Genomic DNA, 24,082 nt, shown 5'->3' on the forward strand with positions numbered 1-24,082 from the left:
CGGCAACCGCCTGGTCGGCATCCTCCACGGCTGCCTCAAAACACATACCCCCTACGACCAGGCAACCGCCTGGTCACACCGGCAACACGACCTCGCCGCTTGACATTCCGGCTCCAGGGATGTCTGACCCCGGGCGCGGCGGTCACGCCCCCAGGCGGCGGCCGCCCGCCGGGGATCGCGGCGTTCACACGGCGAGGGCGAGGGACGCGCCCGCCATCGCCAGAAGGCGCCGGGAAACACGATCTTGCCGAACACCCGGGTGCGGATGTGCACGACGACGGCGCCGACGAAGAACAGGACGAGCCCGGCCGCGGCGGCGACGCCCAGCACCCGGACCCCCGCGAGCCCGAGGAGGAGCCCGGCGGCTCCGGCCGCTTTGAGTGCGCCCAGTACGGGCAGCCACGACTGCGGGACCCCCACCTGCGCCGAGTTCGCGAGGACGAACCCGGCCCGCGCGAAGTCGGCGACGGCGGCCCAGGCGTTGGCCACGATCGTGAGCACGGTGACGACCACGTAAGCGATGAACATTCCTCCGCCTTTCTTCGGCCCGGCGAGCGGTGGGTGCCGGAGCCGCCGGGCGCCCGGGAAGGGCATCAGATACGACACCTCCGGCAGGCGTATCGTGACAGAGAGACCGACAAATTTTTTTGTCTTGACAAGGCAAGTTGTCGGTCTATAGGCTTCGGGCATGTTCGAAGTGGGAGTCATCGAGGAAGCCGGGGCGGCGGAGGTGGCGCTCGACCCGATCCGGGCGCGGCTGCTGGCGCTGCTGGCCGAGCCGCACTCGGCGACGAGCCTGGCGGCGGTCGTCGGCCTGCCCCGGCAGAAGGTCAACTACCACCTCAAGACCCTTGAGTCGCACGGCCTCGTCGAGCTGGTCGAGGAGCGGCGCAAGGGCAACGTCACCGAGCGGGTGCTGCGGGCGACCGCCGCCTCGTTCGTGATCTCACCGTCCGCGCTCGCCACGGTGCAGCCCGATCCGGCCAGGTCCCCCGACCGGATGTCCGCACGCTGGCTGCTCGCCGTCGCGGCACGGATGGTCAAGGAGGTCGGCCAGCTGATCAACGGCGCCGCGCGCGCCGGGAAGCCGGTCGCCACGTTCGCGATCGAGGGCACCGTGCGGTTCGCCTCCGCGGCCGACCGGGCGGCCTTCGCCCAGGAGCTGACCTCGGCGGTCACCACGCTGGTGAGCCGCTACCACGACGAGGCCGCCCCCGGAGGCCGCGACCACCGGGTCATCGTCGCCATCCACCCGAGCATCAAGCAGCCCGAAACCGCCGCAGGCGCGGAGCCCGAAAAGACTGAGGAGTCCTGAGATGTCGCACGAATTCGAGCTGGTCCACGACGTCGAGCTCGAGGCCACCCCCGAGCAGGTCTGGGCGGCCATCGCCACCGGTCCCGGCATCGACTCGTGGTTCATGGGCCGCAACGAGGTCGAACCCCGCGAGGGCGGCGCCGCCCGCATGACGATGCCCGGCTGGTCCGCCGAGTCCACGGTCACCGTCTGGGAGCCCGGTCACCGCTTCGCCTACCGCAGCACCACCGCGGAGGACGGCTCGTTCATGGCGTTCGAGTATCTCATCGAGGGCCGGGAGGGCGCCGCCACCTCGCTGCGGCTGGTGCACAGCGGCATCCTGACCGGCGACTGGGAGACCGAGTACGACGCGCTGAAGGAGGGCAACCCGCTCTACCTGCGGAACCTCGCCCTCTACCTCAAGCACTTCCCGGGCCGCACCGCCGTACCTGTCGCCGTCTTCGGCCCGCAGCAGCCCGACCAGGACACGGTCTGGGCCGCCGTCACCCGTGCCGCCGGGCTGTCCAAGGACGTCCGGGAGGGCGACGAGGCGCACTTCACCCTCGGCGACCGCCGGATCGACGGCGTGGTCGACACGGTGCGGGAGCCGGGCTTCCTGGGCGTGCGCACCGGCGACGCGCTGCTGCGGTTCGTCGGCCGTGACGGGGTCGTCCTGACCAGCCACCACATCTTCGCCGACGTCGACCGGGCCGCCGCCGAGGAGTCCTGGGGCGCGTGGCTCGCCGACGCCCTGTCCTGACATCCGGGCCGACGCGGTTCACCCACACGACGCGGCCGGACATCCGGCCGGAAGGACACCACGGATGAGAAAGCTGATCTTGAGCGCCTTCCTGAGCCTCGACGGGGTCATGCAGGCCCCCGGCGGCCCGGGAGAGGACGGCGACGGCGGCTTCGGCCACGGCGGCTGGTCGGTGAACTACTGGGACGAGAAGATGAACGAGGTCATGGCGGCGGCGACGAGCGTGCCGTTCGACCTCGTGCTGGGCCGCAGGACCTACGACATCTTCGCCGCGCACTGGCCGCACGCCCCGGAGGAGCAGGGCTCCAAGCCGCTCAACGACGCCACCAAGTACGTCGCGTCGCGGAGCCGTCCCACGCTGGAGTGGCGCAACTCGGTCCTGATCGAGGGAGACGCGGCCGACGGCGTCGCGGCGCTCAAGAAGGAGGACGGGCCGGAGCTCCAGGTGCACGGCAGTGCCAACCTGATCCAGACGCTGTTGCGCCACAACCTGATCGACGAGTACCGCCTGTGGGTGTTCCCGCTCGTCCTCGGATCGGGCAAGCGGCTGTTCGCGGAGGGCGCCGTCCCCGCCGGGCTGAAGCTGGTCGACAGCACCGTCTCCGGCACCGGCGTCGTGATCGGCACGTACGAGCCGGCGGGCGGGATCGTCACCGGATCGTTCGAGCTGGACTGACGGCCACCTCCTGAGAAGCGCTCCCCGTGCCCGCACCGACGGATCGGCAGGTCCGATCACCGCGGGCCGCGGAGCGCTTTTCTCTCGTCGCCGCCCCGGACCCGGTTCACCTGGCCGGCGCCGCGACGACCTGCAGCGTCGCTTCCCCGGCCTCCTCTAATCCATCCTGAACGCCGCCCCGCCCGGCTCCCCCTGCCCCTCCCGCCCCGCGGCGGGTGCCGCGGGGACCTCCGCGCGTGCGCGGCGCGGTGGCGCCGGGGGCGGCGTTCACCGTCCTCGCCGGTTGTCGCGCTCCGCGCCCGGACGGCGCGTCACGGCAGGCTCCGGCCGAGTTCCGCGAGGCGGGTCAGGGCGGGGAGGGCGTGGGCGATCGCCTGCCGCTGTTCGGTGGTCAGCCGGGCGATGAGCGGGAGGAGGTGGCGGGTCCGGTCGTCGTGCCGGGACCGGCCGACCCGCAGGCCGGCCTCGGTGATGTGGACGAGGACGGCACGCCCGTCGCTCGGGTCGGGGCGTCGCTCCACCAGGCCGTCGCGCTCCAGCCGGGTCACCAGCTGGGTGATGCCGGGCTGGCTGACCTGCTCGGTCCTGGCCAGGTCGGTCAGCCGCATCGGCCCGCCGCCGGCGGCGAGGGTGTCCAGCACCGACAGCGTCGTGAACGACAGCTTCTCCAGCATCGGAAGCCGGATGTAGAAGCGGTTGAAGCTCTCGATGGCCGTGGTGAAGGCGTCCACGTCCAGGTCGTCGTCCGGGATGGCGTCCACTGCGGAAACATACCGCATGTACTTAACCTGCTTATGCTGTCTGCCCGCTCAGGGCCTCCGCGCCGCCCCTCCCCGGCAGGGCCTCGTGGCATGCCGGAAAAGCCGGAGCGAGGACCTTCTCGGCCGTCGCGGCGTCGGCGGGATAATGCCCGGCGCCAGTTCCGCATTCGGGCCGAGTGAGGCCGCTCGGCGTCAATCCCGATTCCCGGCTGACGCCCATGACGTATTCGGCCCACATATTTAACGGCGGGGAAACATCGGCGGAAAAGTCGCCCCGGGTATTCCTTCGGACTGGGCTCCTGCGGCCGCCATCCGACAGCGCTCGCCAGAGACCCTACACCCTGCCACCACGGCGGGATCATCGGTAAGAACGCCTAGAGCCGCCTTGACACAGATCATCAACTCGCTGTCACTAATGTGAATAAACGCCACTTCGATGCCTCGATGTCCGAATGGTGAGCGTTCGTCCGAGGTTTATGAGGGGGCGGAACTGTTTGACTCAGGGCGCGCGATCCCCATATTTTGGGATCTTGATTGGCCACGCCCGTATTGCCCCGAGGAAGGCCGCGCCATATGGGTGCAGCGTGCCCGCGGAAACGCCGTCTCGACCAGGCTCACGAGTTCGTCCGTCAGGCCGTTTCGGTGCGCGGTCAGGCGCTCGCGCGGCAGGGCGGCGCGCCGATCCCGCCGGATCCGGCCGCCGGCGGGCGTACGGGCGGGGACGGCGGGGCCGCGGTCTCCGCTGATCCGTCCACCGCCGGCCCTCTCGACCCTCCGAGGACTACGCATGCAGTTCAGCGCAGAGAACACGGTGACGGCTCTCGCCGTCGCCATCGGCGTCATCGTGATCTGCGCGGGCATCTGGATCGCCGCCCTCCGGGCGCGGATCCGCGACCTGCGCAGGGACCTCGTCCAGGCCCGGCAACGGCATGACGCCGGGCAGCGCGAGCTCACCGACCTGAAGAACCGGTTCGAGCAGACGGAGAACCGGCTCGGGGAGGTGGCCGCCCAGGGGCTGCGCCTGCGCGAGCGACACGAAAAGGTCATGGCGGAGACGGAGCACCTGCGTTCCGTCCGGATCCCCGCGCTGCTCACCCGGCTGCGCCACCCGCACATCGTGGTGCCGGGCCCGGCGTCGGAGGACCTCGCGGGCTCCGCGCTGGGCCGGGCGCACCAGGAGATCCTGGAGGCTATCGCGCACGGCGTGCAGGAGGAGCGCGAACTGGTGGACGGCACCGCGCAGGGCATCGTCCGCGCGGCGATGTCCCGCGTCCAGGCGCTGGCGTTGCGCGCCCAGGACCTGCTGAACGACGTCCAGCAGCGCTACGGCGACGACGCCCGCCCCGAGCTGGTCCGCGCCCTGCTGGCCCTGGACAAGCACAACGAGCTGACCATCGGCCGGGTGCAGACCACCGCCATCGCCTGCGGCGCCCCGACCGGCCTGTCCCGCGACGACACCTACCTGGTGGACCTCACGATGGGCGCCATCGCCCGGGTGGAGAACTTCGAGCACCGCATCGACAGGCCGGTGAACAACCTGCGCCGCCGGGTCGGCGTGGCGGCCCGCGCGGCCGAACCGGTCCTGTTCATCGTCGCCAACCTGCTGGCCAACGCGGTCCACTTCACCAACGCCACCATGAAGATCGCCGTCACCCTGCACGAGTCCGACACCGGCGCCCTGATCATCATCGACGACGCCGGCGTCGGCCTGAACGAGGAGCAGTACGCCCGGGCGCACCACCTGCTGGAGGGAAAGCATCCGGTGCTGCTGTCGGACCTGGGCAACCCCCCGCGCACCGGGTGGGCGGCGATCGGCAGGCTGGTCGCGGAGCACGGCGTGGGCGTGTCGGTGCAGCCGAGCCCGTTCGGCGGCGTGCGCGCGGTGCTCAACGTCCCGGCGGCGCTGCTGGTGGAGATGCCGGAGGGCAGCCGCCCGTCCGCGGTGGCGCCCGAGCCGGTCAGGTCAAGGAGCCAGACGCCGCCGCGCGCCGAACCGGCCGCCGCGATCGACGGGCTGCCGCAGCGGGTCCGCCGCGCCCCGGCCCAGCGCACCGGCAGCCCGGTGGGAGGCGCCGCCTCGATCTCACCGGAGGAGGCCAGGACGGCGTGGACGGCCTACCAGGCCGGGGCCGAGGCCGGCCGGCGCGACGCCACCCTGACCCGGCCCCCCTCCCACCCGGTCACCGACCCAGAAGGGAACTGATCATGGACCCGCATCCCGCCGCCCAGGTGAGGGGTGTTCCGCTGCGACGGGACATGTCATGGATCCTGACCCCGTTGCTGAACCTGGCCGACGTCACCAGCGGGGTGGTGCTGACCCGTGACGGGCTGGTCCTGGGCAGCTCCAGCGGCGTGCCCCGGGAGGACGCGGAGGCCACCGCCGCGATGGCGTCGTCCGCGCTGGCGGCCGGCCGGGCGCTGCGCGAGCGCCTCACCCGCAGCGAGGTGGAGATCACCGAGACCGTCATCAACGCGGCCGACGGCTTCACCTACATCGCCCCGGCCGGCGACCGGGCCGCCATCGTGGTGGCCACCGGCCCGAAGGCGAACATCGGCGCGCTGGCCTACGAGGTGCAGCTCGTGGTGCAGCAGCTGATCAAGGCGCTCGACGAGGCCAGCTCGGCGCGGACGCCGGGCCGGCCCGCGTGACGCCGGCGCGCCGGCCGCGGCGGGTGGTCCCGCACTTCATGGCCGCGGCCGGCCTGGCGGCCGATCACGTCGGCGTCCAGCGGACCACCCTCGTCCACGTGGCCGCCGAGGTGGTCGCCGACGGCCTCGATCCGCCCGCCTCGCACCTGGTGAACCTGCTGGAGCGGGGACCTCTGGCGGCGTACGAGTGCGCCGCGCATCTGCACCTGCCGTACTGCGTGGTGCGGCTGCTGGTGGCGGACCTGGTGGCCGCGGGGACGTTGCTCACGCGTGATCCGCCCGCCGCCGAAATGCCGAGACGGGAGCTTTTGGAGTTGGTGCTCAGTGGGCTCCGTGCCCTATAGCGGGAGGCCGGGCATCGACGATGTGCCGGTCAAGATCGTCATCGCCGGTCCGTTCGGTGTGGGCAAGACGACCATGGTGGGCGCCCTGTCGGAGATCCCGCCGTTGAACACCGAGGAGGTGCTGACGGAGGCGGGCGCGCTGGTCGACGATCTCAGCGGCGTGTCGGAGAAGACCACGACCACCACGGCGATCGACTTCGGCCGCCTCACCCTGCCCGGCGTGGTGCTCTACCTGTTCGGCGCCCCGGGGCAGACCCGCTACCGCCTGCTGTGGCAGGACCTCGTCCGCGGGGCGCTGGGGGTGCTGGTGCTGGCCGACACGCGCCGCATCGCCGACAGCTACGACGTGATGGACCTGGTGGAGACCGCCGGCCTGCGGTACGCGGTGGCCGTCAACGACTTCCCCGACTCCCCCGACCACCCCGGCGACGTCCTGCGCAAGGTCCTCGACCTGGATCCGGCCACCCCGCTGGTGCGCGTCGACGCCCGTGACCCCGCCTCCGCCCGTGGCGCCCTGATCGCCCTGGTGGAGCACATCGAAGAGATGCTGCCATGACACACCCCGTATCCGAGATCGGCCGCCTGTACGGCCCGGAGTTCGCCGCCGACCCCCAGGCGACCTACACCGCCCTGCGCGCGCGGTTCGGCGCGGTCGCGCCGGTGGAGGTCGTCCCCGGGATCGGCGCGCACCTGGTCATCGGCTACCAGGCCGCCCTGGACGTGCTCACCAACGCCGACTCCGTGTGGTCCAAGGACTCCCGCCCGTGGGAGCGGCGCCTGCCGGACACGCCCGCGGCGGCGGGCGTGAAAGGCATGCTCGGCTTCCGGACGAATCCGCTGTTCACCGACGGCGCGGAGCACGCCAGGTACCGGCGGGTCATCTCCGACTGCTACCGGATGATTCAGCCGCACCGGCTGCGCAACCTGGTGATCGAGGTCGCCGACTCGCTCATCGGCTCCTTCGCGCCGACCGGCGCCGCCGACCTGGTGCGGGAGTTCGGCAAACCGATCCCGCTGCGGGTCTTCAACCAGATCCTCGGCCGCCCGGACGCCGACAGCGCCACCCTGGTGGCCGCGCTGGCCGACATGATGGAGTCGGACGGGGAGGCCGCCGCACGGGGCGGCGAGGCGTTCGGCCGGTACATGGTGGAGCTGGTCAGCGCCAAGTACGAGTGCCGCGGCGACGATCTGACGTCCTGGATCATCGACCACCCCGAGCGGCTGGACTTCGCCGAGGTCCTGGAGCACCTCGTGGTCACCGTGGGCGCCTCGTTCGAGCCGATGAGCAGCCTGATCTCCAACGCGGTCTCCCGGATGGTCAGCGACGACCGCTACTACAGCTCGCTGACCAACGGCGCGCTCACCGCGTACGACGCGTTGCAGGAGGTGCTGCGCGCCGAGCCGGCCATGGCCAACTACGGACCGTATTTCGTGGTGCGGCCCATCCTGTTCCACGGCACCTGGCTGCAGCCGGGGGAACTCGTGCTCGTCTCCTACGCCGCGGCCAACACCGCGCCCATCCCGCTGGCCGACGAGCTGCGCTCCGACGGCGGCGCCTACCTGGGCTTCGGCGCCGGAGCGCACCGCTGTCCCGCGTCCGACCCGGCGACGATCATCGCGGTGACCGCGATCGAGCGGCTCATCACCCACCTGAGCGACCTGGAACTGCAGGTGCCGCGTGAGGAGCTGACCTGGCGGCCGGGCCCGTTCCACCGCTCCCTGGCCCACCTGCCGGTGCGTTTCACCCCCATCCGCCCCCACCAGCCAGGAGCATCCTCATGGCCACCCCTCCCCCCGTCCCGATAGACCCGTTCGGATCCGACCTGGTCGCCGAGGCCGCCCGGCTGCGCGCGCTCGGCACCGCGGTGATGGTGGAGATGCCGGGCGGCATCCCCGCCTGGGCGATCACCCGCCATCAGGCGTTGCGCGCGCTGCTGCTCGACTCCGCGGTGAGCAAGGACCCGCGCCTGCACTGGCGGCTGTGGCCGCAGGCCGCCGGACGGCCCGAGTGGCAGTGGATCCTCGGCTGGATCGGGGTGCGGAACATGCTCAGCGCCTACGGCGCCGACCACCGCAGGCTCCGCAAGCTCATCGCGCCGACGTTCACCGCCCGGCGCACGAAGACGCTCCAGCCGATCATCGAGCGCATCACGCTGGAACTGCTCGACGACCTCTCCGCCCGGCCCGCCGGTGCGCCGGTGGACCTGCGGGCGGCCTACGCCCAGCCGTTGCCGATGCGGGTGATCTGCGAGCTGTTCGGCGTCCCCGACGAGATGCGGCCGGAGATCGCCCGGGTCATGGACGCCTTCATGGACACCACCTCCGCCCCCGAACAGGCGGCGGCGACCTTCTCCCAGATCACCGCCCTGCTGTCGGACATCATCGAGCACAAGCGGGCGCATCCGGCCGACGATCTGACCACCGACCTGATCAACATCCGCGACGAGGACGGCGCGGGCGACCGGCTGGACGGCGACGAACTGCGTGACACGCTGCTGCTGGTCATCGGCGCCGGGCACGAGACCACCGTCAACCTGATCGGCAACGCCGTACACGCCCTGCTCACCCACCCCGGCCAGCTCGAACAGGTCCTCGGCGGGAGCGTCTCCTGGGAGGCCGTCATCGAGGAGACGCTGCGCTGGGCGCCGTCCATCGCCAACCTCCCGCTCCGTTTCGCGGTCCGCGACCTGGAGGTCGACGGCGTCACCATCCCCGCCGGCGACGCCATCCTCACCACCTTCCTCGCCGCCGGCCACGACCCCGCCCAGCACGGCCCGGACGCCGGCCGGTTCGACGCGACCCGCGACCCCGGCGAGCACCTGGCCTTCGGGGTCGGCGTCCACCACTGTGTCGGCGCCCCGCTCGCCCGGCAGGAGGCGTTCACCGCCCTGCCCGCCCTCTTCGCCCGCTTCCCCGGCCTCCGTCTCGCCGAAGACCCCGCCGGCGTGCGGCAGGTGCCCTCCTTCATCGCGCTGGGCTGGCACCGGCTCCCCGTCCTGCTCACGCCCTGAGGCACAGGCGTCGCCGGTCCACCCGCGACCGTGACAGCTTCTCCCGCGCTCGCACATCGCCGAGATCACCGGCCGGCCCGTCATCCGCCGGGGCCTGCCACGCGGACGGCCCCGGCGGCTGTCGGAGGGAGGGTCACAGGCCGTCGAGCAGGCCCTGCCCGAGGTAACCGTGCGGACCCGCCCCGGGGGGTACCGCGAACAGCGCGCTCGACTCGTGGCTGAGGAAGCGGCTGAGCTCGTCGGCGAGTGCCAGTCGTTGCTGGATCCGGGTGAAACCGTCCCGCGGATCGCGCTGGAAGGCCATGAACAGCAGGCCCGCGTCCGGGGCGCCGTCCGCCCGGTACCCGTCGAAGTAGGAGTACCCCTTGCGCAGGATCGTGGCGCCGGAGTTGCTGGCGGGCGACGCCTGCCGTACGTGCGCCCCGGGGCCGATGGCGAGGCCGCCGTCCGGGTTCTGCCGGTCCAGGTCCAGCGGGGTGAACTCGGTGCCGCCGGACAGCGGCGCCCCGGTGTCCTTGCGGCGGCCGATGACCTGCTCCTGCCGCTCCCTTGGCAGGGTGTCCCAGGTGTCGAGCAGCATGCGGATGCGCCGGAAGACCAGGTAAGACCCGCCGCGCATCCACGCGGGGTCGCCGCCGGGACCGACGAGGACGTGCGCGTCGAAACCGGGATCACCCGGCCGCGGGTTGCCCGTCCCGTCGAGCTGGCCCATCAGGTTGCGCGAGGTGCTTCCGCGTTCGGCGGTCACGCCGTCGGCGGGGTTGAAGCCCGTCATCTGCCACCGTACCGACGCCGTGCCGCGCGCCGAGCGGGTCAGGGTGCGCAGCGCGTGGGCCACCACGATCGCGTCCCCCGCGGTGAACAGGACTCCGAGGTCGCCGTCGCCGCGTCCCTCGTCCAGGTCGTCGTGCGGGAAAGGGGGGATGGGCTGGAGTTCGCCGGGCACGGGCGCGCCCAGCCTGCGCAGCAGCGAGGCGCCGAACCCCACGGTGATCGTCAGGGAGGAGGCGCCGTACCCGGTGGCCATGGCGTCGTCGCCCGGCACCGGCTCGCCCGCGGTCAGCCGCCTCGCCTCCCCTGTCCACCTGCGCAGCAGCGTCGCCACCTGGGCGCGGTCCGCGCCGGGCCGCAGGTCGAAGGCGGCGAACCAGCCGTGCGCGGCGGGCGGCGCGAGGACCCCCGCCTGGTGCGGGCCGTCGAAGGGGACGCGCCGCCGTCCGATCTCCCTGGCGCGTTCCCCGCCGAGTGCCGAGGCGGCGGCGTCGCCGCCCACGGCCCCGGCGGCGGCGACCCCGGCGAGCGAGGTCATGGCCAGCACACCGCGCCGGGTGAACCCGCCGGGCCGCCGCCGCTCGGGGGCGCTCATGGCGTCGCCGCGCCGCCGGGACGGTACCCGATCGGCATGACGGGGGCGTCGACGGTGATCCGGCCCGCCCGCTCGAAGGTGAGGGTGAGCCGCACCCTGTCGCCCTGCCGGAGGCCGCGCACGGGTGATTCGATCATGACGTGGTATCCGCCGGGGCTGAAGACGAGCTTCCCGTGCGCGGGAACGGTCAGCGACGGCACCGCCTCCATGGTGTTCGCCGTGGTCCTGTGCATCATCGTCATGCCGGACACGTCGCTGCTCACCGCTTTGAGGGTGTCGGGACGGCCGCCGGTGTTGGTCACGGTGAAGTACGCGGCGGCGACGTCCGGCGAGGCGGGCTGGGGCACGTAAGCCTGCGACACCCTCGGCTCGGCGGTGTCCGCGCCGCCCGGCCGGAGCACGGCGGTGAGGGCGGCCACGGCGACGACGGCGATCAGGACGGCGGCGGCGAACGGCGCCCGCGACCGGGTCTTCGCGGTCACGACTCCCCCTCGGCGGTGCCGTTCAGGGTGACCCGGGCGAGGAGCCTGGGCAGGTCCGCGGCGTAGTCGCTGGGCGAGGTCCCCGAGGTGAAGATCAGCCGCGCCCGGTGGGTGTCGTCGAACGCGATGACCTGCGCCCCGTGCGTCACCTCGTAGTCGCCGCTCTTCGACGCCGGCTGCTCCAGGCCGATCCCCACGGTCCTGGCGGCGGCCCTGATCTTGGCGTAGTCCCCGGTCAGCCCGATGAACGACTTGTCGAAGGACGCCAGCCAGGACCGGATGACCTCGGGGGTGTCCCGGTCCGGATCCGTGGTGACGAAGACGACGGCGATCCTCTTCCGGTCGGCCGGGGTGAGCTGCCGCAGGGCGGCGGACAGGTCCGCCATGGTGGTCGGGCAGATGTCGGGGCAGTGGGTGTAGCCGAAGTACGTCAGCGTGAGCCTGCCGGCCGTGCCGGTACGCAGGCTGAACGGCTTGCCGGAGGTGTCGGTGAGGGTCACGTCCGGCTGGGGAAGCGGCTGGTCCAGCCATACGCCGTGGAAGTCGGAGGTGGGGCCGACGATGCGGACGGGGCTGGAGGCGGCCCCGGTCGTGGTCCCGGTGGCGCATCCCGTGAGCAGGCCGAGGAGCAGGAGCCCGGCCACGCTGCCGCGCCGGCCGGTGCTCCGGGGGCGGCGGACGCCCCTGGTGGAGAGAGAAAACGTCATGGTTGATCCCCTGAGGTGGGTGGGTTCGGAAAACGCCTGATCAACGCCATGGCCCGCGGGCGGGCAGGGTGCCGGACCGGGGCGCGCGCGCCGGTGTACGGCCGGCGTCGCGGCATACCTCGGGCCGCCTTGGACGCACGGGTGCGTGGCGGCGTGGCGGCGTGGCGGACAGCCGGCACGCACGGTTACCGCGGGCGGTCGCCGCGGGCGGTTGCCGTGCGGGGGCGGATGTGATCAGACGGAGGCGATACGGATCAGGGGAGACCGCGGCGGCCCGCGCCGTACCAGGGCGTGGCGGAGGACCTCGGCCGGCGGCACGCCCTCGTCCCCGGCGGTCCGGCGGGCCGGGGCCGGACCGGCGGGGGCCGGGCTCGCCTTGAGGAGCACCGGCATCCAGCCGAGACCGGCCAGGAGCCGGGCGAACGCGCCGAGGGCGCGCCACAACGCCTGCTCGCCCTTGGCGAGCCACAGCGCCACCATCGCTCCCGCCAGGGCATGCGCGGCGAACATCGCCGGGCCGGTCATGCCCGCGTGCGCGGCCATGTCCGGCGCCTGGTGCGCGGTCGTGGCGAGGTGTGCCCCGTGGTGCAAAACGGTGACGCCGGGCAGCGGATCCGCCGGGGTGGTCCAGGCGAACCAGACGTGCAGGTACAACTGGGCCGCCTCCATGGCGGCCAGGATCCACCCGGTGGACCACTCCCGGGCGGCCAGCCGGTAACCGGTGGCCGCCACCATGCAGAAGGCCGCCACGACCGACCACGCGGGGACGGCGCGCGGAGCCATGAGGTCATGGCCGGCCTGCGACAGCCCGACGCACACCAGGGCGAACGACCCGGCGCGCACAGCTCGGAACCATCCAGGCGGGTACATGTCCTCCACCATGCTCTACGTCATGTAGAGCGTGAGCCTACAGCACGGGCCGGTTCGCCCCGGGCGGGGATCCCATGCGCACCGGTCGGGACGGGGGCACATCGCCCTCCCCGACGACCCCGGCGGAGCGGACCTCAGCCGAACCTCTCCCGGGGAAGGCCCGCCGGTAGTCGCCGGGCGACACCCCGACCTGCCGGAGGAAGTGGTGACGGAGATTGTTCGCCGTGCCGAGCCCGCTCAGCTCACCGATCTTCTCCATCGACAGGTCCGTCGATTCGAGCAGGCTCTGGGCGCGGCCCAGGCGCTGGGTGAGGAGCCACTGCAACGGGGTCGTGCCGGTGGCCGCCTGGAGCCGCCGGTAGAAGGTGCGCGGGCTCATCGCCGCCCGCCTCGCCAGGTCCTCGACCGTGAGGGGCCGGTCCAGGTGGGCGCGGGCCCAGTCCAGGACCGGGGTGAGGCCGGCGTCGTCGCTGGCGGGCACGGACAGGTCGACGAACTGCGCCTGCCCGCCCGGCCGGTGGGCGGGCACCACCATGCGGCGGGCGAGCTGGTTGGCGACGTGCGCGCCCAGGTCGCGGCGCACCAGGTGCAGGCACAGGTCGAGCCCGGCGGTGACGCCCGCGCTGGTGAGCACGTCGCCGTCGTCCACGTACAGCACCGAGTCGTCGACCCGCACCTTCGGGTAACGCTCGGCCAGTTGCGCCGTGTGCATCCAGTGGGCGGTGGCCCGGCGGCCGTCGAGCAGGCCGGCCTCGGCGAGCGCGAACGCGCCGGTGCACAGGGACACCATCCGGGCGCCCGCGTCGTAGGCCCGGCGCAGGGCCGTGATCAGTCCGCGCGGCAGCGGCCTGCCCTCGTCCACGCAGGCGTCGGGCACCGAGGGGATGATGACCGTGTCCGCGCCCACGAGGTCGTCCAGCCCGTACCGGGTGCGCAGCGCCAGCCCCGCCGCCGTCGGGTCAGCCGGCTCCTCCGCGTCCAGATGGCACAGCCGCAGGTCGTACCAGGGGTCGGCCAGGTCGGGCTGCGGCTTGCCGAAGACGGTGCACGGGATGCTCACCTCGTAGAGGTCCCACGACGGAACCTGGATGTCGGCTGGCACGACCACGGCGACGGAACCGGCACTCATCCCTCAAGGGTATGGCAGGAATTTGGTGACCGCCGTCACCGGTGCCACTGTCCGGGGCCGTCGCGCGCTGAGAACGTGGTCCCTGCCTGATCGACCGCCGCAGGTGGCGGAACAAGGCATGGACGAAGGAGCCGGAAACATGAACGCGAACCTCCCTCCCGTGAGTGTCCTCGGGCTGGGGCGGATGGGCTCGGCGCTCGCCGCCGCGCTGCTGGACCGGGGACACCCGACCACGGTGTGGAACCGTACGGCGGACCGGGCCCGGCCGCTGGTGGACCGCGGCGCCCGCCAGGCCGCGACGCCGGAGGAGGCGCTGGCGGCCGGGTCGCTGGTCATCGCCTGCCTGTTCGACTTCGACGCGATGCACGCCGTGCTCGACCCGGTGACGGGTTCGCTGGAGGGCAAGGTCCTGGTCAACCTGACCTCCGGGTCGCCGGAACAGGCCCGTGAGACCACCGCGTGGGCCGAGTCGCACGGCGCCGCGTACCTCGACGGCGCCATCATGACCACGCCGCCGGGCGTCGGCAGCCCGGAGATGATGTTCTTCTACAGCGGTTCGTCCGACGTCTTCGAGGAGCACCGGGCGAGCCTGTCGGCCCTGGGCGACCCCATTCACCTGGGCACGGACCCGGGCCTGGCCTCCCTGTACGACGCCGCCCTGCTCGGCCTGATGTGGGCGACGATGACCGGCTGGCTGCACGGCACCGCGCTGGTCGGCGCGGAGAAGACCGAGGCGACGGCCTTCACCCCGGTCGCGGTCCGCTGGCTGAACGCCGTGGCCGGTTTCATCACCACGTACGCGGCCCAGGTGGACGCGGGCCGCTACCCGGGCGACGACGCCACCGTCGACGTGCAGATCGCGACGATCGACCACCTGATCCACGCGGCGGAGGCACGGGGGATCGACAACGCGCTGCCCGAGCTGCTGAAGGCCACCATGGAACGGGCCAAGGCGGCGGGCCACGGCTCCGACAGCTACGCGAGCGTGATCGAGGTCCTGCGGAACCCGGTGGACGGCAGATGACCACCACCGCGGCCACCACCCCGGCCACCACTCCGGCCACCACTCCGGCCACCACTCCGGCCACCGCCCCCGCGGCGTGGCCGGAGCTGGTGTCGGCCGCCTCCGGCGAGTGCCTGGCCGCGCTGCTCTCGGTGGCCGGGCAGGACTGGTCCCGCCGTGCCAGGAACCTCGACTGGACCTGCCGGGAGACCCTCGACCACCTGGCCCTCGGCCTGGTCGGCTACACGGGCCTGCTCGTGTCCCGGCCCCGCGACCGGTACGTCACCCTCTTCGCCTCCCTGGACCCCGGGGCATCCGTCGCGGCCTGTCTCGACGGGGTCCGGATCGCCACCTCCCTGCTGTCCGCCACCGTCCGGGACACCGAGGCGGACGCACGCGCCTGGCACCCCTGGGGCCACTCCGACGCCGCCGGTTTCGCCGCCATGGGGATCGTCGAACTGGCCGTGCACACCTTCGACATCACCCGCGCCCTGGGCCTTTCCTGGACCCCGCCCGGCCATCTCGCCGCCGCCGTCCTGGCCCGCCTGTTCCCCGGTGCTCCAGCCGGGCACGACCCGTTCGAAACCCTGCTGTGGTGCACGGGCCGTGTCCCGCTTCCCGGGTTGCCGCGGCTCGGCTCCTGGCAGTGGGACGGAACCGTGCGCTGACCCGCCGGCCGCGCGATCGGGGGGTGTGCCTCCCTACGGGTACGCCCGGGGCCTCGACGCCCCGGGCGTACCTCGTCACCGGCCCGTCCCGGCCGGGTCGTCAGCTTCCGGCCTGCCAGATCTTGCTCTCCAGGTCCAGGCCCCTGATCACCTGCACCCGCCACGGCGTCAGCCGCAGGACGTGCAGCTTGGGGTCCGCCGGGCTCTCCCAGAAGTTGCCCAGGTCATACCCGGCCCCGCGCGGGCTGCCGGCCCGGTAGAGGTCCCACACCCGGCGCTTCACCTCCAGGTCCTCCACCCACTCGGCCACCGTGTCGACGCTCACCGCGTTCTGCCGCGGGGTCCAGTAGGAGAAGGTGGTGTGCGGGTTCTTCGCCAGGTGCGCCGCCTTGACCGGGGTCTTGTACGTGGCGAGCCAGCCGAGCGGCTCCTCCCCCGCCATCTCCCAGATCGGGATCAGCACCCGGGCCCGGGGGCGTCCCTTGGCGTCCACGGTGGTCATGGTCGCGTAGACGATCTCGCCGATGTACGCCTCGAACTGCTTCCTGACGGCGGCGAACGACGTCACCTTGGTGGCCATGGCACTCTCCGATCGGTGTTCAGGCCGCGACGTTGCCGGTCGCGGGGGCGGGCGTGGAGTTCTGCGGGACGCCGGTGCGCGAGCGCAGGCCGAACGCGGTGATCACCGCGCCGGCGACGGCGGCGGCCACCGGGACGACGAGCGCGGCGCGCAGGGCGTCCAGCGCCGCCTCGGGGGTGCCGGCCTCCCCCAGCGCCGCGACGCTCACCGCGGTCACCGCCGACAGGCCGAGCGCGGTGCCGAACTGCATCGAGGTGTACAGCAGGCCGCCCGCCAGGCCGTGCTCCCCCTCGTCGACGCCCTCGGTCGCCGCCATGGTCAGCGGCCCGTACGCCAGGGAGAACGCGACGCCGAGCAGGATCATGGTCGGCAGCATGGCGGTGTAGGCCCAGTCCAGCCCCATCGGCAGGAACAGCACGTACGCCAGGGCCGCAGCCACGAGGCCGCCGAACAGCACCGGGACGTTGCCGAAGCGGTTCACCAGGCGGGGCGTCAGCGTGGGGGCGAGGATCGTGTCCACGCCGATCACCAGCATGGCCAGGCCGGTCTGCAGGGTGCTCCAGCCGCGTACCTCCTGCAGGTAGAGGGTGGCGAGGAACTGGAACCCGGCGAACGAGCCGAGGAACAGCAGCGCCCCCAGGTTGGCCCGCAGCAGCGAACCCGAGCGCAGGATGCCCAGCCGGACCAGCGGGCTGGCGGAGCGCCGCTCGATCATCACGAAGGCGGCCAGCAGCACCAGCCCCGCCGCGAAGACGCCGACGGTGACCGGGATGCCGTCGCCGGGGTGCTCCAGCCGGACCACGCCGTACACCAGGAGCAGCATCGCGCCGGTGATGCTGAACGCGCCGGCCAGGTCGTATCCGCCCGCCGGGCGGTCGCCCTCCTCCGGCTCCCTGATCAGCGGGATCGCCGCCAGCAGGATCACCGCGGACAGCACCACCGGGGCGAAGAACACCCAGCGCCAGCCGATCGAGGCGAGCAGGCCGCCGGCGACCAGGCCGAGGGAGAAGCCGCCCGCGGCCGTCCCGGCGTACACGCCGAGCGCCCTGGTGCGCTGCGGCCCCTCCGGGAAGTTGCCGGTGACCAGGGCCAGCCCGGCGGGCGCCATGAACGCGGCCGCGACGCCGGTGACGAACCGGGCGACCAGCAGCATCCACCCCTCGGTGGCGAAGCCGCCCAGTCCGGAGAAGAGCAGGAAGACGGTCAGCCAGAACAGGAACATCCGGCGGCGGCCCAGCAGGTCGGCCGCCCGGCCGCCGAGCAGCATGAATCCGCCGTAGCCGAGCACGTAGGCGCTGACCACCCCGCTGAGCATCTCGGTGGACAGCCCCAGGTCGGCCCGGATCGACGGCAGCGCCACGTTCAGCATCGCGACGTCGATGCCCTCCAGGAAGATGGCCCCGGCGAGCACGAACAGCACGCTCCAGGCCCGCGCGTCCATCCGGTCATTCGATGTGGACAAGGGTCCACTCCTCTCACAGTTCCTCAGGTGGTTGCCGGTTCCTTCTTGTAACCAGCAGCATCGTCAGGCACCATGGGGGATCATGGAAGACGGCACTTCAAAGTCCCTCGGTTACTGCGGGGATACCGGCGGCGACTACGACGTTCTCCAGTGGGACACCCGGGAGGACTGTGAGGTCAGGCAGATCCTGGACCGCGTGGCGGACAAGTGGTCACTGCTCGTCATCGCCCTGCTGGACAAGCGCAGCCTGCGTTTCACCGAGTTGCGCCGCATGATCGAGGGGGTGAGCCAGCGCATGCTCACCCGGACCCTGCGCCATCTTGAGCGCGACGGGCTGGTGAGCCGCACGGTGTACCCGACGGTGCCGCCCCGGGTGGACTACGCGCTGACCCCGTTGGGGGCGACCCTGCACGACACCATCCGCGCCCTGGTCACCTGGACCGAGGGGCACCAGAACGAGATCGCCGCCGCCCGCGCGGCCTACGACGCCCGGACGGCGGCCGAGCAGCAGGCGGCGGCGGAAGAGGCGGCCGGGCGCGCGGCGACCGCCCGGGAGGTCCTCGCGGGCAGGCGCTGATTCCGGCCCGGCCCACGACCGGACCTCGCGCTCACCGGTGGCCGCGGCGGCGACGTCGCCGTCAGCCGCTCAGGGAGCGCTGCATGAGCAGCGTGTCGATCCAGCGGCCGTGCTTGAACCCGACGCGGGTCAGCCGGCCCGCCTCGGTGAAGCCGAAGCGGCGGTGCAGGGCCGCCGAGCGGTCGTCGCCGGAGTCGGCGATGACCGCGACCATCCGCCGCATCCCGGCCTCGGCGGACGCGGTCACCAGGGCGCCGAGCAGCGCCGTGCCCAGCCGCCGGCCGACGTGGCCGGGCGCGACGTAGATCGTGTCCTCGACGGTGTACCGGTAGGCGGGCTTGGGGCGCCAGGGGCCCGCGTAGGCGTATCCGGCGACGTCGCCGGCCAGGTCGGCGACGAGGAAGGGCAGGCCGTGCCCGCCGAGGTCGGCCAGCCATCGCCGCCAGTCCGCGAGGGTCCGCGGCGTTTCGTCGAAGGTGGCCACGGTGTGCGTGACGTAGTGGGCGTTGATCTCGGCCACCGCCGCCAGGTCGCCGGGGACCGCCGGGCGGATCACGGGCTCGGAAGTCGTCACAACGGACACCGCTTTCTCTATAGCGAAATGTGATGCTATTATAGAGGAATGGTGGACCTCGTGGCGTTGGGCCGGCGGCTCCAAGAGTTCCGGCACGGCCGGGGCCTGACCCTCCAGCAGCTGGCCGAGGCGGCCGACGTCAGCGTGAGCATGCTGTCCTCGGTGGAGCGCGGCCAGAAGGCGCCCACGATCGTCGTGCTCTCCCGCATCGCCGACGGCCTCGGCGTGCCCCTCGCCGAGCTGGTCGCCCGGCCCGAGGACGGCCGCCTCATCGTGCGCCGCGCCGCGGACCAGGACGGCGTGGACGAGCCCGGCGGGTGGCACCGGACGATCCTCACCCCCGTCGTGCCGGGGGTGAACTTCGAGTGGATCCGCACCACGCTGCCCGCGGGCTGCGACGCCGGCCGGTTCCCCGCCTACGCCCCGGGCTCGCACGAATACGTCGTCGTCGCGTCCGGGACCCTCCGGCTGACCGCCGGGGACCGGGTCGCCGACCTGTGCGAGGGGGATTCCGCCTACTTCGCCGCCGACGTCGGGCACGCCTACGCCAATCCGGGCCGCGTGCCCTGCACCTACTACGTCGCCGCGCTCATCATGCGCCCGCGCGCCGCCCAGCCGCGCGGGTAGCCGCTCCGCGCTCAGCTCGCGGTCACGTCGAGTTCGCGTCTCGTGCGGAGCGGGGAGAGGAAGACCGGCAGGAAGGCCGTCGCGAGGACGCAGGCGCCCACCCACAGCGTGACCCGCACCCCGGCCAGCTCGCCGATCAGGCCGGCCACGGCCGACCCGACCGCGAGCGCACCGGTCAGCAGGGTGCGGAAGGTGGCGTTCATCCGGCCGAGGAGGGAGTCCGGCGTCATGCGCTGCCGCAGGCTGACCCCGAGCACGTTGTCCATGCCCGTCTTGAACATCGCCAGCAGGTAACCCGCCCCGGCCAGCCACAGTCCGGCGCCGCGGTCGATGAACGGCAGGAACAGCCCGGCGGGCGCCAGGCAGAGGCCGACGACCGCCAGCGCCCGGCCGTGGCCGAGCCGCTCGGCGACGGGACGCGCGCAGCGGGCGCCGAGGAGCAGCCCGACACCGCCCACCGCCCAGAACAGGCCCAGCGCCGCCGGCGGGAAGCCGAGTTCGCGGACGAAGAGCACCGGCAGCATGGTGTTGACGATCTGGGAGCCGAAGTTGTTCAGGGTGGCGGTGAACGCCAGGGCGCGCAGTTCCGCGGCGCCCAGCACGTGCCGCACCCCCTCCGCGATCTGCGTGCGCAGCCGGGCGGGCCGGGCGGCCGGGCGCGGCGGCGGGGTGGCGGGCAGCGCGGTGAGCCGCACGGCCGAGACCAGGTACGCGGCGGCCGTGCAGGCCGTGGCCACCGGCGCGGTGAGCAACTGGACGAGGCCGCCGCCCGCCCCCCGCCCGGCCACGTTGCCGACGGCGATGAGGCTCATCATGGCCGAGTTGGCCGCGACGAGACCGTCCCTGCCCACCAGTCCCGGCAGCACGCTCTGCGAGCCGACGTCGAAGAACACGGTGGCGCAGCCGGTCAGCGCGGCGACCACGTACAGCTGTTCCAGGGTGAGCACGTCCAGCCACCACGCCACGGGCAGCGAGGCGGACAGCACCGCGCGGGTCAGATCGGCGCCGATCAGCACGTGCCGGTGGGACATCCGGTCCATCCACGCCCCGGCGGGCAGGCCGATGACCAGGAAGGCGATCGTGCTCAGCGTGGCCAGCGCCCCGACCTGGCCGGGGCTCGCGTCCAGCGCGGAGACCGCGATCAGGGGAAGGGCGACGTAGCCGATGTTGGTGCCGGCCTGGCTGAGCGTGGACGCGGTGAACAGGACGCGGAAGCCCGCGGCCTGCCAGGGGGAACTGGGGTGCATGGTCCGTTCAATCGGTGAGGGAACCGGTGTGGCCGCGGTGGTCTCGCGGACGCGCGCGGGTGTCCGGCGGGGCCGGGTGGGACGGCGATCGGCGGCTCAGCCCGACTCCGAGGAGGACGACGGCCATCCCGGCGATGACGCGGAGGGTGAGGTCCTCGCCGAGCACGAGCGCGCCCAGCGTCACCGAGACGACCGGCAGCAGGTAGCCGACGACGGCGGCGCTGGTCGCGCCCTCGTCCGCGATGAGCCGGAAGTTGAGGTAGAAGGTGAGCCCGGTGCTGAAGACGCCCAGGACGACGACGGCGACCAGGGCGGTGAGGTCGGCTTGTACCGGTACGGCGCCGCCGGCGGCCAGGGCCGGCGTGCTCAGGGCGGTGGCCGCCAGAAGCTGGGCCGCCGAGAGCGCGACGGGGTCTCCCCTGCCGGCGAGCCGGCGTCCCATGTAGGCGAAGGCCACGGCATAGCTGGCCGCGCCGCCGAGCATGGCCAGGGCGCCCCAGCCCGGCGGCCCGCCCTCCTGCCAGGGGGCGAAGATCAGCAACGTGCCCGCGAATCCGAGCAGCAGCCCGGCCAGGCGTACCGGGCGCAGTCCGCGGTCGGTACCGACGGCGATGCCGATGAGCAGCGACCACAGCGGGGTCGTCGCGTTGAGCACCCCGGCCAGGCCGGAGCTCGTGGACCCGACGCCGACCGCGAAGAGCAGGAACGGCAGGGCGTTGCAGAAGAAGGCGGCCACGACGAGCCGTCCCCAGGTCGCCCGGTCACGTGGAAGGCCGCGACCGCCCAGCCGGGCCAGGACGAGGAGCGCCGCGGCGCCGAAGGCCGAACGGGCGACGGTGACCTGCGCCGGGCTCAGCCCGTGGTCCAGGGCGATCCTGATCCACAGGAACGCCGAACCCCAGAGCAGGGCGAGCACGGCGACGCGCGTCCATGTCCTGCCGATCATCGTTCACCTCCCGTCCCGATGAACGTTGCCGCAGCCGAAAGCGACAGGACAAGTGCAAAGTTGTGTAACAACCTTTAAGCTGCCCTACATGCTTGATGCGCGGCGTATGCAGGTTCTCCACGCGGTCGTCACCAGCGGGTCGGTGACCGCCGCGGCGGCGGCACTGGGTTACACCCCGTCCGCGATCAGCCAGCAGGTCGCGGCGCTGGAGAAGCAGGCCGGCATGGCCCTGCTCGAACGGGTGGGCCGCGGCGTGCAGCCGACGACCGCGGGCCGGCTGCTCGCCGGGCACGCGGCCGTCATCGGCCAGCAGGTGGCCGAGGCGGAGGCGGCGCTGGCCGACCTGCGGGAGGGCCGCACCGGGCGGCTGTCGATCCGCTACTTCGCCACCGCGGGCGCCACTCTGGTGGCGCCGGCGCTCGCCCGTTTCCACCGGGAACGGCCGGATGTGCAGATCGTCCTGAAGATGACCGATCCCGAAGACCCGCTGCCCGAGGTGCTGCAGGGACGGGCCGACCTGGCCATCGTGGTCCGGCCGCAGGACCAGGTGCACGAGGGCGTCCGGCTGGACCACCTGCTCGACGACCCCTACCGCGCCGTGCTGCCCGCCGGCCACCGGCTGGCCTCGGCCCCCGTGCTGCGGCTGACCGACCTGGCCGACGAGCCGTGGATCTGCAGCGAGCGGCCCGGCCCCTGCCTGGACGCCATGCTGGAGGGGTGCATCGCGGTGACGGGGTCCCGCCCGGAGTTCGTCGTGGAGAGCGAGGACTACACCACGGCCCAGGCGTTCGTCGCGGCCGGGCTCGGCGTGACGCTGGTCCCGGAGATGGGGCTGGCCCGCCCCCATCCCGCCGTCGTCGTCCGCGAGCTCGACGGCCCGGAGCCGGTCAGGGCCATCCACACGGCGGTCAGGGAGACCTCCCTGGGCCAGCCCGCCCTCGACGAGTTCCTCACCGCCCTCCGCGAGCTGGCCACGCCGTAGCGGCACGCGATCTGCGCGGGGGCGTTCACCCTGGCGTCGACCGGCCTGCTCAACGGCCGCCGCGCGACGACCCACTGGCGTTACGCCGACCGGCTCGCCCAGGCGTTCCCGGCCGTGCGGGTGGAGAAGGCCGCCCTCTTCGTGCGGGACGGGAGATTCGTCACCTCGGCCGGCGTGACGGCGGGCATCGACCTGTCGATCTCGCTCATCGAAGATGATCTCGGCGCGGAGTTCGCCCGGGACGTCGCCCGCGAACTCGTCGTGTTCATGGCCCGTCCCGGCGACCAGTCGCAGTTCAGCGTCCGGCTTGAGGCGATCCAGTCGGCGCACGGCACGGTCCGGGTGGTGATGGACGAGATCACCGCCGACCCCGCGGGGAACCACACCCTGACCTCGCTGGCCCAGGTCGCCGGGGTCAGCGTCCGGCACCTGTCGCGCGTCTTCGCCGCGGAGACCGGGCAGAGCCCCCTCCACTTCCTGGACAAGATCCGGCTGGAGGCGGCCGGCAACCTGCTGCTGTCGGGGAACGACACGCTCGCGACGATCGCGCAGCGCACCGGCCTCGGCTCCGCGGAGTCGCTCCGCCGGTTGTTCGTCCGCGAACTCGGCGTCAGCCCCGGCGCCTACCGCGACCGGTTCCGCACCACGAGACCCGGCGGCCTCGACGCGGACGAACTCATCGGCTCGCTCTGACCGGCGGGGTCCGGCCCCGCCAGGGGGTCAGGAGCGCTTCGGCGCGTAGTGCAGCGCCGTGATCCCGCACTCGAACGGCTGGGCGCTGACGAGACGCAGCCGCTGGTGTGCGCCGGTGTCGGCGAACACGGGCATGCCGGCGCCGATCGCGGTCGGGTTGACGAGCAGGTGGATCTCGTCGAGCAGTTCCCGGGCGATCAGCTCCGACACGAGCGTGCCGCCGCCGTAGGCGATCATGTCGCCGCCCGGCTGGGCCTTGAGCCGGTTCACGGTCTCGGTGAGATCGCCGCCGGCGACGACGGCGTTCTCCCAGGGCGACTCGGTGAGCGAGTTCGAGATCACGACCTTGGGCGTGTCGTTCATCATGGCGATGGTCTCCTTGCTCTCACCCTCGGGCCCGGACGCCCAGGCGGGGATGAACCCCTCGGCGAGCCTGCGCCCCAGCACGATGCAGTCGACCTGCTCGGTGAGCGCGTCGAGGTACGCGTTGATGTCGTCGGTCCACGGGAACGTCATCCAGTTCATCTCGCCGTTCGGGTCGGCCATGTAGCCGTCGACGGTGGTCTGGACCTGGAGCCTGAACTTGCGCACGGCGTGCTTCCCTTCGGGTTGGGCGGCGGTCCGTCCGGCCCGCCGTTCTGCTGTGCCCACAGCTTGGCGGAGCCCGTTTACGA

27 protein-coding genes and 1 pseudogene are annotated in these 24,082 nt (G+C 72.8%); 15 read left to right on the top strand and 13 right to left on the bottom strand.

Annotation, left to right across the window (positions count from 1 at the left end; all coding sequences use genetic code 11):
• Positions 1-282: 282 nt before the first annotated feature.
• Positions 283-708, bottom strand: a pseudogene (locus tag QSK26_RS41800) (DoxX family protein); the annotation flags it as partial.
• On the opposite strand from QSK26_RS41800, the gene QSK26_RS15530 reads away from it, so the two are divergent.
• From QSK26_RS15530 to QSK26_RS15540, 3 genes are all read left to right on the top strand, one after another.
• A complete protein-coding gene (locus tag QSK26_RS15530; RefSeq protein WP_285775836.1) occupies positions 689-1,315 on the top strand; it encodes an ArsR/SmtB family transcription factor in 627 nt (208 codons plus the stop codon). The pseudogene QSK26_RS41800 and the gene QSK26_RS15530 overlap by 20 nt on opposite strands.
• Position 1,316: 1 nt before the next feature.
• Positions 1,317-2,054, top strand: a complete 738-nt coding sequence (locus tag QSK26_RS15535) for an SRPBCC family protein (protein ID WP_285775837.1) — start codon at positions 1,317-1,319, stop codon at positions 2,052-2,054.
• A 64-nt stretch (positions 2,055-2,118) separates the two neighbouring features.
• Positions 2,119-2,730: a dihydrofolate reductase family protein gene (locus QSK26_RS15540; protein ID WP_285775838.1), complete on the top strand. Its 612-nt coding sequence runs from the start codon at positions 2,119-2,121 to the stop codon at positions 2,728-2,730.
• Positions 2,731-3,041: 311 nt separating this feature from the next.
• Here the strand turns inward: QSK26_RS15540 and QSK26_RS15545 are convergent, their stop codons facing one another.
• Entirely contained in the window at positions 3,042-3,491 is a 450-nt protein-coding gene (locus tag QSK26_RS15545; RefSeq protein ID WP_285775839.1) for a MarR family winged helix-turn-helix transcriptional regulator, read from the bottom strand.
• 787 nt (positions 3,492-4,278) lie between these two features.
• Between QSK26_RS15545 and QSK26_RS15550 the strand changes: the two genes are divergently transcribed.
• From QSK26_RS15550 to QSK26_RS15575, 6 genes are read left to right on the top strand one after another with little or no spacing between them, the layout of a single operon-like run.
• Positions 4,279-5,694 (top strand): ATP-binding protein, encoded by a 1,416-nt coding sequence (locus QSK26_RS15550; RefSeq protein ID WP_285775840.1) that lies wholly within the window; start codon positions 4,279-4,281, stop codon positions 5,692-5,694.
• A 2-nt stretch (positions 5,695-5,696) separates the two neighbouring features.
• Positions 5,697-6,140 carry a roadblock/LC7 domain-containing protein gene (locus QSK26_RS15555; protein WP_285775841.1) on the top strand — a complete coding sequence of 148 codons (444 nt, stop codon included), beginning with the start codon at positions 5,697-5,699 and terminating at the stop codon, positions 6,138-6,140.
• Positions 6,137-6,484 (top strand): DUF742 domain-containing protein, encoded by a 348-nt coding sequence (locus QSK26_RS15560; protein WP_285775842.1) that lies wholly within the window; start codon positions 6,137-6,139, stop codon positions 6,482-6,484. The genes QSK26_RS15555 and QSK26_RS15560 overlap by 4 nt, the downstream gene beginning before the upstream one ends.
• Positions 6,474-7,040 carry a GTP-binding protein gene (locus tag QSK26_RS15565; RefSeq protein ID WP_285775843.1) on the top strand — a complete coding sequence of 189 codons (567 nt, stop codon included), beginning with the start codon at positions 6,474-6,476 and terminating at the stop codon, positions 7,038-7,040. Before QSK26_RS15560 ends, QSK26_RS15565 begins: the two co-directional genes overlap by 11 nt.
• Positions 7,037-8,290 carry a cytochrome P450 family protein gene (locus tag QSK26_RS15570; protein WP_285775844.1) on the top strand — a complete coding sequence of 418 codons (1,254 nt, stop codon included), beginning with the start codon at positions 7,037-7,039 and terminating at the stop codon, positions 8,288-8,290. The genes QSK26_RS15565 and QSK26_RS15570 overlap by 4 nt, the downstream gene beginning before the upstream one ends.
• Positions 8,263-9,495, top strand: coding sequence for a cytochrome P450 family protein (locus QSK26_RS15575; protein WP_285775845.1), 1,233 nt, complete (start codon positions 8,263-8,265; stop codon positions 9,493-9,495). Before QSK26_RS15570 ends, QSK26_RS15575 begins: the two co-directional genes overlap by 28 nt.
• 133 nt (positions 9,496-9,628) lie before the next feature.
• Here QSK26_RS15575 and QSK26_RS15580 read toward each other — a convergent pair whose 3' ends face one another.
• From QSK26_RS15580 to QSK26_RS15600, 5 genes are all read right to left on the bottom strand, one after another.
• On the bottom strand, positions 9,629-10,861 hold the full coding sequence (locus tag QSK26_RS15580) for a Dyp-type peroxidase (RefSeq protein ID WP_285775846.1): 1,233 nt from the start codon (positions 10,859-10,861) through the stop codon (positions 9,629-9,631).
• Positions 10,858-11,343: a copper chaperone PCu(A)C gene (locus tag QSK26_RS15585; protein WP_285775847.1), complete on the bottom strand. Its 486-nt coding sequence runs from the start codon at positions 11,341-11,343 to the stop codon at positions 10,858-10,860. Before QSK26_RS15585 ends, QSK26_RS15580 begins: the two co-directional genes overlap by 4 nt.
• Positions 11,340-12,050 (bottom strand): SCO family protein, encoded by a 711-nt coding sequence (locus QSK26_RS15590; protein WP_285775848.1) that lies wholly within the window; start codon positions 12,048-12,050, stop codon positions 11,340-11,342. The genes QSK26_RS15585 and QSK26_RS15590 overlap by 4 nt, the downstream gene beginning before the upstream one ends.
• Positions 12,051-12,284: 234 nt before the next feature.
• Positions 12,285-12,932 (bottom strand): hypothetical protein, encoded by a 648-nt coding sequence (locus QSK26_RS15595; RefSeq protein WP_285775849.1) that lies wholly within the window; start codon positions 12,930-12,932, stop codon positions 12,285-12,287.
• A gap of 25 nt (positions 12,933-12,957) precedes the next feature.
• Positions 12,958-14,049, bottom strand: a complete 1,092-nt coding sequence (locus tag QSK26_RS15600; protein WP_352244330.1) for a GlxA family transcriptional regulator — start codon at positions 14,047-14,049, stop codon at positions 12,958-12,960.
• A gap of 139 nt (positions 14,050-14,188) precedes the next feature.
• Between QSK26_RS15600 and QSK26_RS15605 the strand changes: the two genes are divergently transcribed.
• Together QSK26_RS15605 and QSK26_RS15610 are read left to right on the top strand one after the other, a co-directional pair.
• Entirely contained in the window at positions 14,189-15,073 is an 885-nt protein-coding gene (locus QSK26_RS15605) for an NAD(P)-dependent oxidoreductase (RefSeq protein WP_285775850.1), read from the top strand.
• Positions 15,070-15,720: a maleylpyruvate isomerase N-terminal domain-containing protein gene (locus QSK26_RS15610; RefSeq protein WP_285775851.1), complete on the top strand. Its 651-nt coding sequence runs from the start codon at positions 15,070-15,072 to the stop codon at positions 15,718-15,720. The genes QSK26_RS15605 and QSK26_RS15610 overlap by 4 nt, the downstream gene beginning before the upstream one ends.
• 100 nt (positions 15,721-15,820) lie before the next feature.
• Here QSK26_RS15610 and QSK26_RS15615 read toward each other — a convergent pair whose 3' ends face one another.
• A complete protein-coding gene (locus QSK26_RS15615; RefSeq protein ID WP_285775852.1) occupies positions 15,821-16,300 on the bottom strand; it encodes a pyridoxamine 5'-phosphate oxidase family protein in 480 nt (159 codons plus the stop codon).
• Between the two features lie 19 nt (positions 16,301-16,319).
• Entirely contained in the window at positions 16,320-17,762 is a 1,443-nt protein-coding gene (locus tag QSK26_RS15620) for an MFS transporter (protein WP_285775853.1), read from the bottom strand.
• 82 nt (positions 17,763-17,844) lie between these two features.
• Between QSK26_RS15620 and QSK26_RS15625 the strand changes: the two genes are divergently transcribed.
• Positions 17,845-18,339, top strand: coding sequence for a winged helix-turn-helix transcriptional regulator (locus QSK26_RS15625; RefSeq protein WP_285775854.1), 495 nt, complete (start codon positions 17,845-17,847; stop codon positions 18,337-18,339).
• A 61-nt stretch (positions 18,340-18,400) separates the two neighbouring features.
• On the opposite strand, the gene QSK26_RS15630 is transcribed toward QSK26_RS15625, so the two are convergent.
• Positions 18,401-18,913 carry a GNAT family N-acetyltransferase gene (locus tag QSK26_RS15630; RefSeq protein ID WP_285775855.1) on the bottom strand — a complete coding sequence of 171 codons (513 nt, stop codon included), beginning with the start codon at positions 18,911-18,913 and terminating at the stop codon, positions 18,401-18,403.
• A 48-nt stretch (positions 18,914-18,961) separates the two neighbouring features.
• On the opposite strand from QSK26_RS15630, the gene QSK26_RS15635 reads away from it, so the two are divergent.
• Positions 18,962-19,540: a helix-turn-helix domain-containing protein gene (locus tag QSK26_RS15635; RefSeq protein ID WP_285775856.1), complete on the top strand. Its 579-nt coding sequence runs from the start codon at positions 18,962-18,964 to the stop codon at positions 19,538-19,540.
• A gap of 11 nt (positions 19,541-19,551) precedes the next feature.
• Here the strand turns inward: QSK26_RS15635 and QSK26_RS15640 are convergent, their stop codons facing one another.
• Entirely contained in the window at positions 19,552-20,787 is a 1,236-nt protein-coding gene (locus QSK26_RS15640) for an MFS transporter (protein ID WP_285775857.1), read from the bottom strand.
• A gap of 7 nt (positions 20,788-20,794) precedes the next feature.
• Positions 20,795-21,733, bottom strand: a complete 939-nt coding sequence (locus QSK26_RS15645) for a DMT family transporter (protein ID WP_285775858.1) — start codon at positions 21,731-21,733, stop codon at positions 20,795-20,797.
• 106 nt (positions 21,734-21,839) lie between these two features.
• Here QSK26_RS15645 and QSK26_RS15650 point away from each other — a divergent pair, with 106 nt between their 5' ends.
• Positions 21,840-22,715 (top strand): LysR family transcriptional regulator, encoded by an 876-nt coding sequence (locus QSK26_RS15650; RefSeq protein ID WP_285775859.1) that lies wholly within the window; start codon positions 21,840-21,842, stop codon positions 22,713-22,715.
• A gap of 9 nt (positions 22,716-22,724) precedes the next feature.
• Positions 22,725-23,408 (top strand): GlxA family transcriptional regulator, encoded by a 684-nt coding sequence (locus tag QSK26_RS15655; RefSeq protein WP_285776167.1) that lies wholly within the window; start codon positions 22,725-22,727, stop codon positions 23,406-23,408.
• A gap of 27 nt (positions 23,409-23,435) precedes the next feature.
• On the opposite strand, the gene QSK26_RS15660 is transcribed toward QSK26_RS15655, so the two are convergent.
• Positions 23,436-23,999, bottom strand: a complete 564-nt coding sequence (locus QSK26_RS15660) for a dihydrofolate reductase family protein (RefSeq protein ID WP_285775860.1) — start codon at positions 23,997-23,999, stop codon at positions 23,436-23,438.
• Positions 24,000-24,082: the final 83 nt, after the last annotated feature.

It is taken from the genome of Microtetraspora sp. NBRC 13810 (assembly GCF_030268685.1).
GTDB lineage: Bacteria > Actinomycetota > Actinomycetes > Streptosporangiales > Streptosporangiaceae > BSRQ01.

Excerpts from the sequence above, each read along its gene's own strand:
- QSK26_RS15530 (WP_285775836.1), top strand. The coding sequence starts at position 689 with ATGTTCGAAGTGGGAGTCATCGAGGAAGCCGGGGCGGCGGAGGTGGCG.
- QSK26_RS15535 (WP_285775837.1), top strand. The coding sequence starts at position 1,317 with ATGTCGCACGAATTCGAGCTGGTCCACGACGTCGAGCTCGAGGCCACC.
- QSK26_RS15540 (WP_285775838.1), top strand. The coding sequence starts at position 2,119 with ATGAGAAAGCTGATCTTGAGCGCCTTCCTGAGCCTCGACGGGGTCATG.
- QSK26_RS15550 (WP_285775840.1), top strand. The coding sequence starts at position 4,279 with ATGCAGTTCAGCGCAGAGAACACGGTGACGGCTCTCGCCGTCGCCATC.
- QSK26_RS15555 (WP_285775841.1), top strand. The coding sequence starts at position 5,697 with ATGGACCCGCATCCCGCCGCCCAGGTGAGGGGTGTTCCGCTGCGACGG.
- QSK26_RS15570 (WP_285775844.1), top strand. The coding sequence starts at position 7,037 with ATGACACACCCCGTATCCGAGATCGGCCGCCTGTACGGCCCGGAGTTC.
- QSK26_RS15575 (WP_285775845.1), top strand. The coding sequence starts at position 8,263 with ATGGCCACCCCTCCCCCCGTCCCGATAGACCCGTTCGGATCCGACCTG.
- QSK26_RS15580 (WP_285775846.1), bottom strand. The coding sequence starts at position 10,861 with ATGAGCGCCCCCGAGCGGCGGCGGCCCGGCGGGTTCACCCGGCGCGGT.
- QSK26_RS15590 (WP_285775848.1), bottom strand. The coding sequence starts at position 12,050 with ATGACGTTTTCTCTCTCCACCAGGGGCGTCCGCCGCCCCCGGAGCACC.
- QSK26_RS15595 (WP_285775849.1), bottom strand. The coding sequence starts at position 12,932 with ATGGTGGAGGACATGTACCCGCCTGGATGGTTCCGAGCTGTGCGCGCC.
- QSK26_RS15600 (WP_352244330.1), bottom strand. The coding sequence starts at position 14,049 with ATGAGTGCCGGTTCCGTCGCCGTGGTCGTGCCAGCCGACATCCAGGTT.
- QSK26_RS15605 (WP_285775850.1), top strand. The coding sequence starts at position 14,189 with ATGAACGCGAACCTCCCTCCCGTGAGTGTCCTCGGGCTGGGGCGGATG.
- QSK26_RS15610 (WP_285775851.1), top strand. The coding sequence starts at position 15,070 with ATGACCACCACCGCGGCCACCACCCCGGCCACCACTCCGGCCACCACT.
- QSK26_RS15615 (WP_285775852.1), bottom strand. The coding sequence starts at position 16,300 with ATGGCCACCAAGGTGACGTCGTTCGCCGCCGTCAGGAAGCAGTTCGAG.
- QSK26_RS15625 (WP_285775854.1), top strand. The coding sequence starts at position 17,845 with ATGGAAGACGGCACTTCAAAGTCCCTCGGTTACTGCGGGGATACCGGC.
- QSK26_RS15635 (WP_285775856.1), top strand. The coding sequence starts at position 18,962 with ATGGTGGACCTCGTGGCGTTGGGCCGGCGGCTCCAAGAGTTCCGGCAC.
- QSK26_RS15640 (WP_285775857.1), bottom strand. The coding sequence starts at position 20,787 with ATGCACCCCAGTTCCCCCTGGCAGGCCGCGGGCTTCCGCGTCCTGTTC.
- QSK26_RS15645 (WP_285775858.1), bottom strand. The coding sequence starts at position 21,733 with ATGATCGGCAGGACATGGACGCGCGTCGCCGTGCTCGCCCTGCTCTGG.
- QSK26_RS15650 (WP_285775859.1), top strand. The coding sequence starts at position 21,840 with ATGCAGGTTCTCCACGCGGTCGTCACCAGCGGGTCGGTGACCGCCGCG.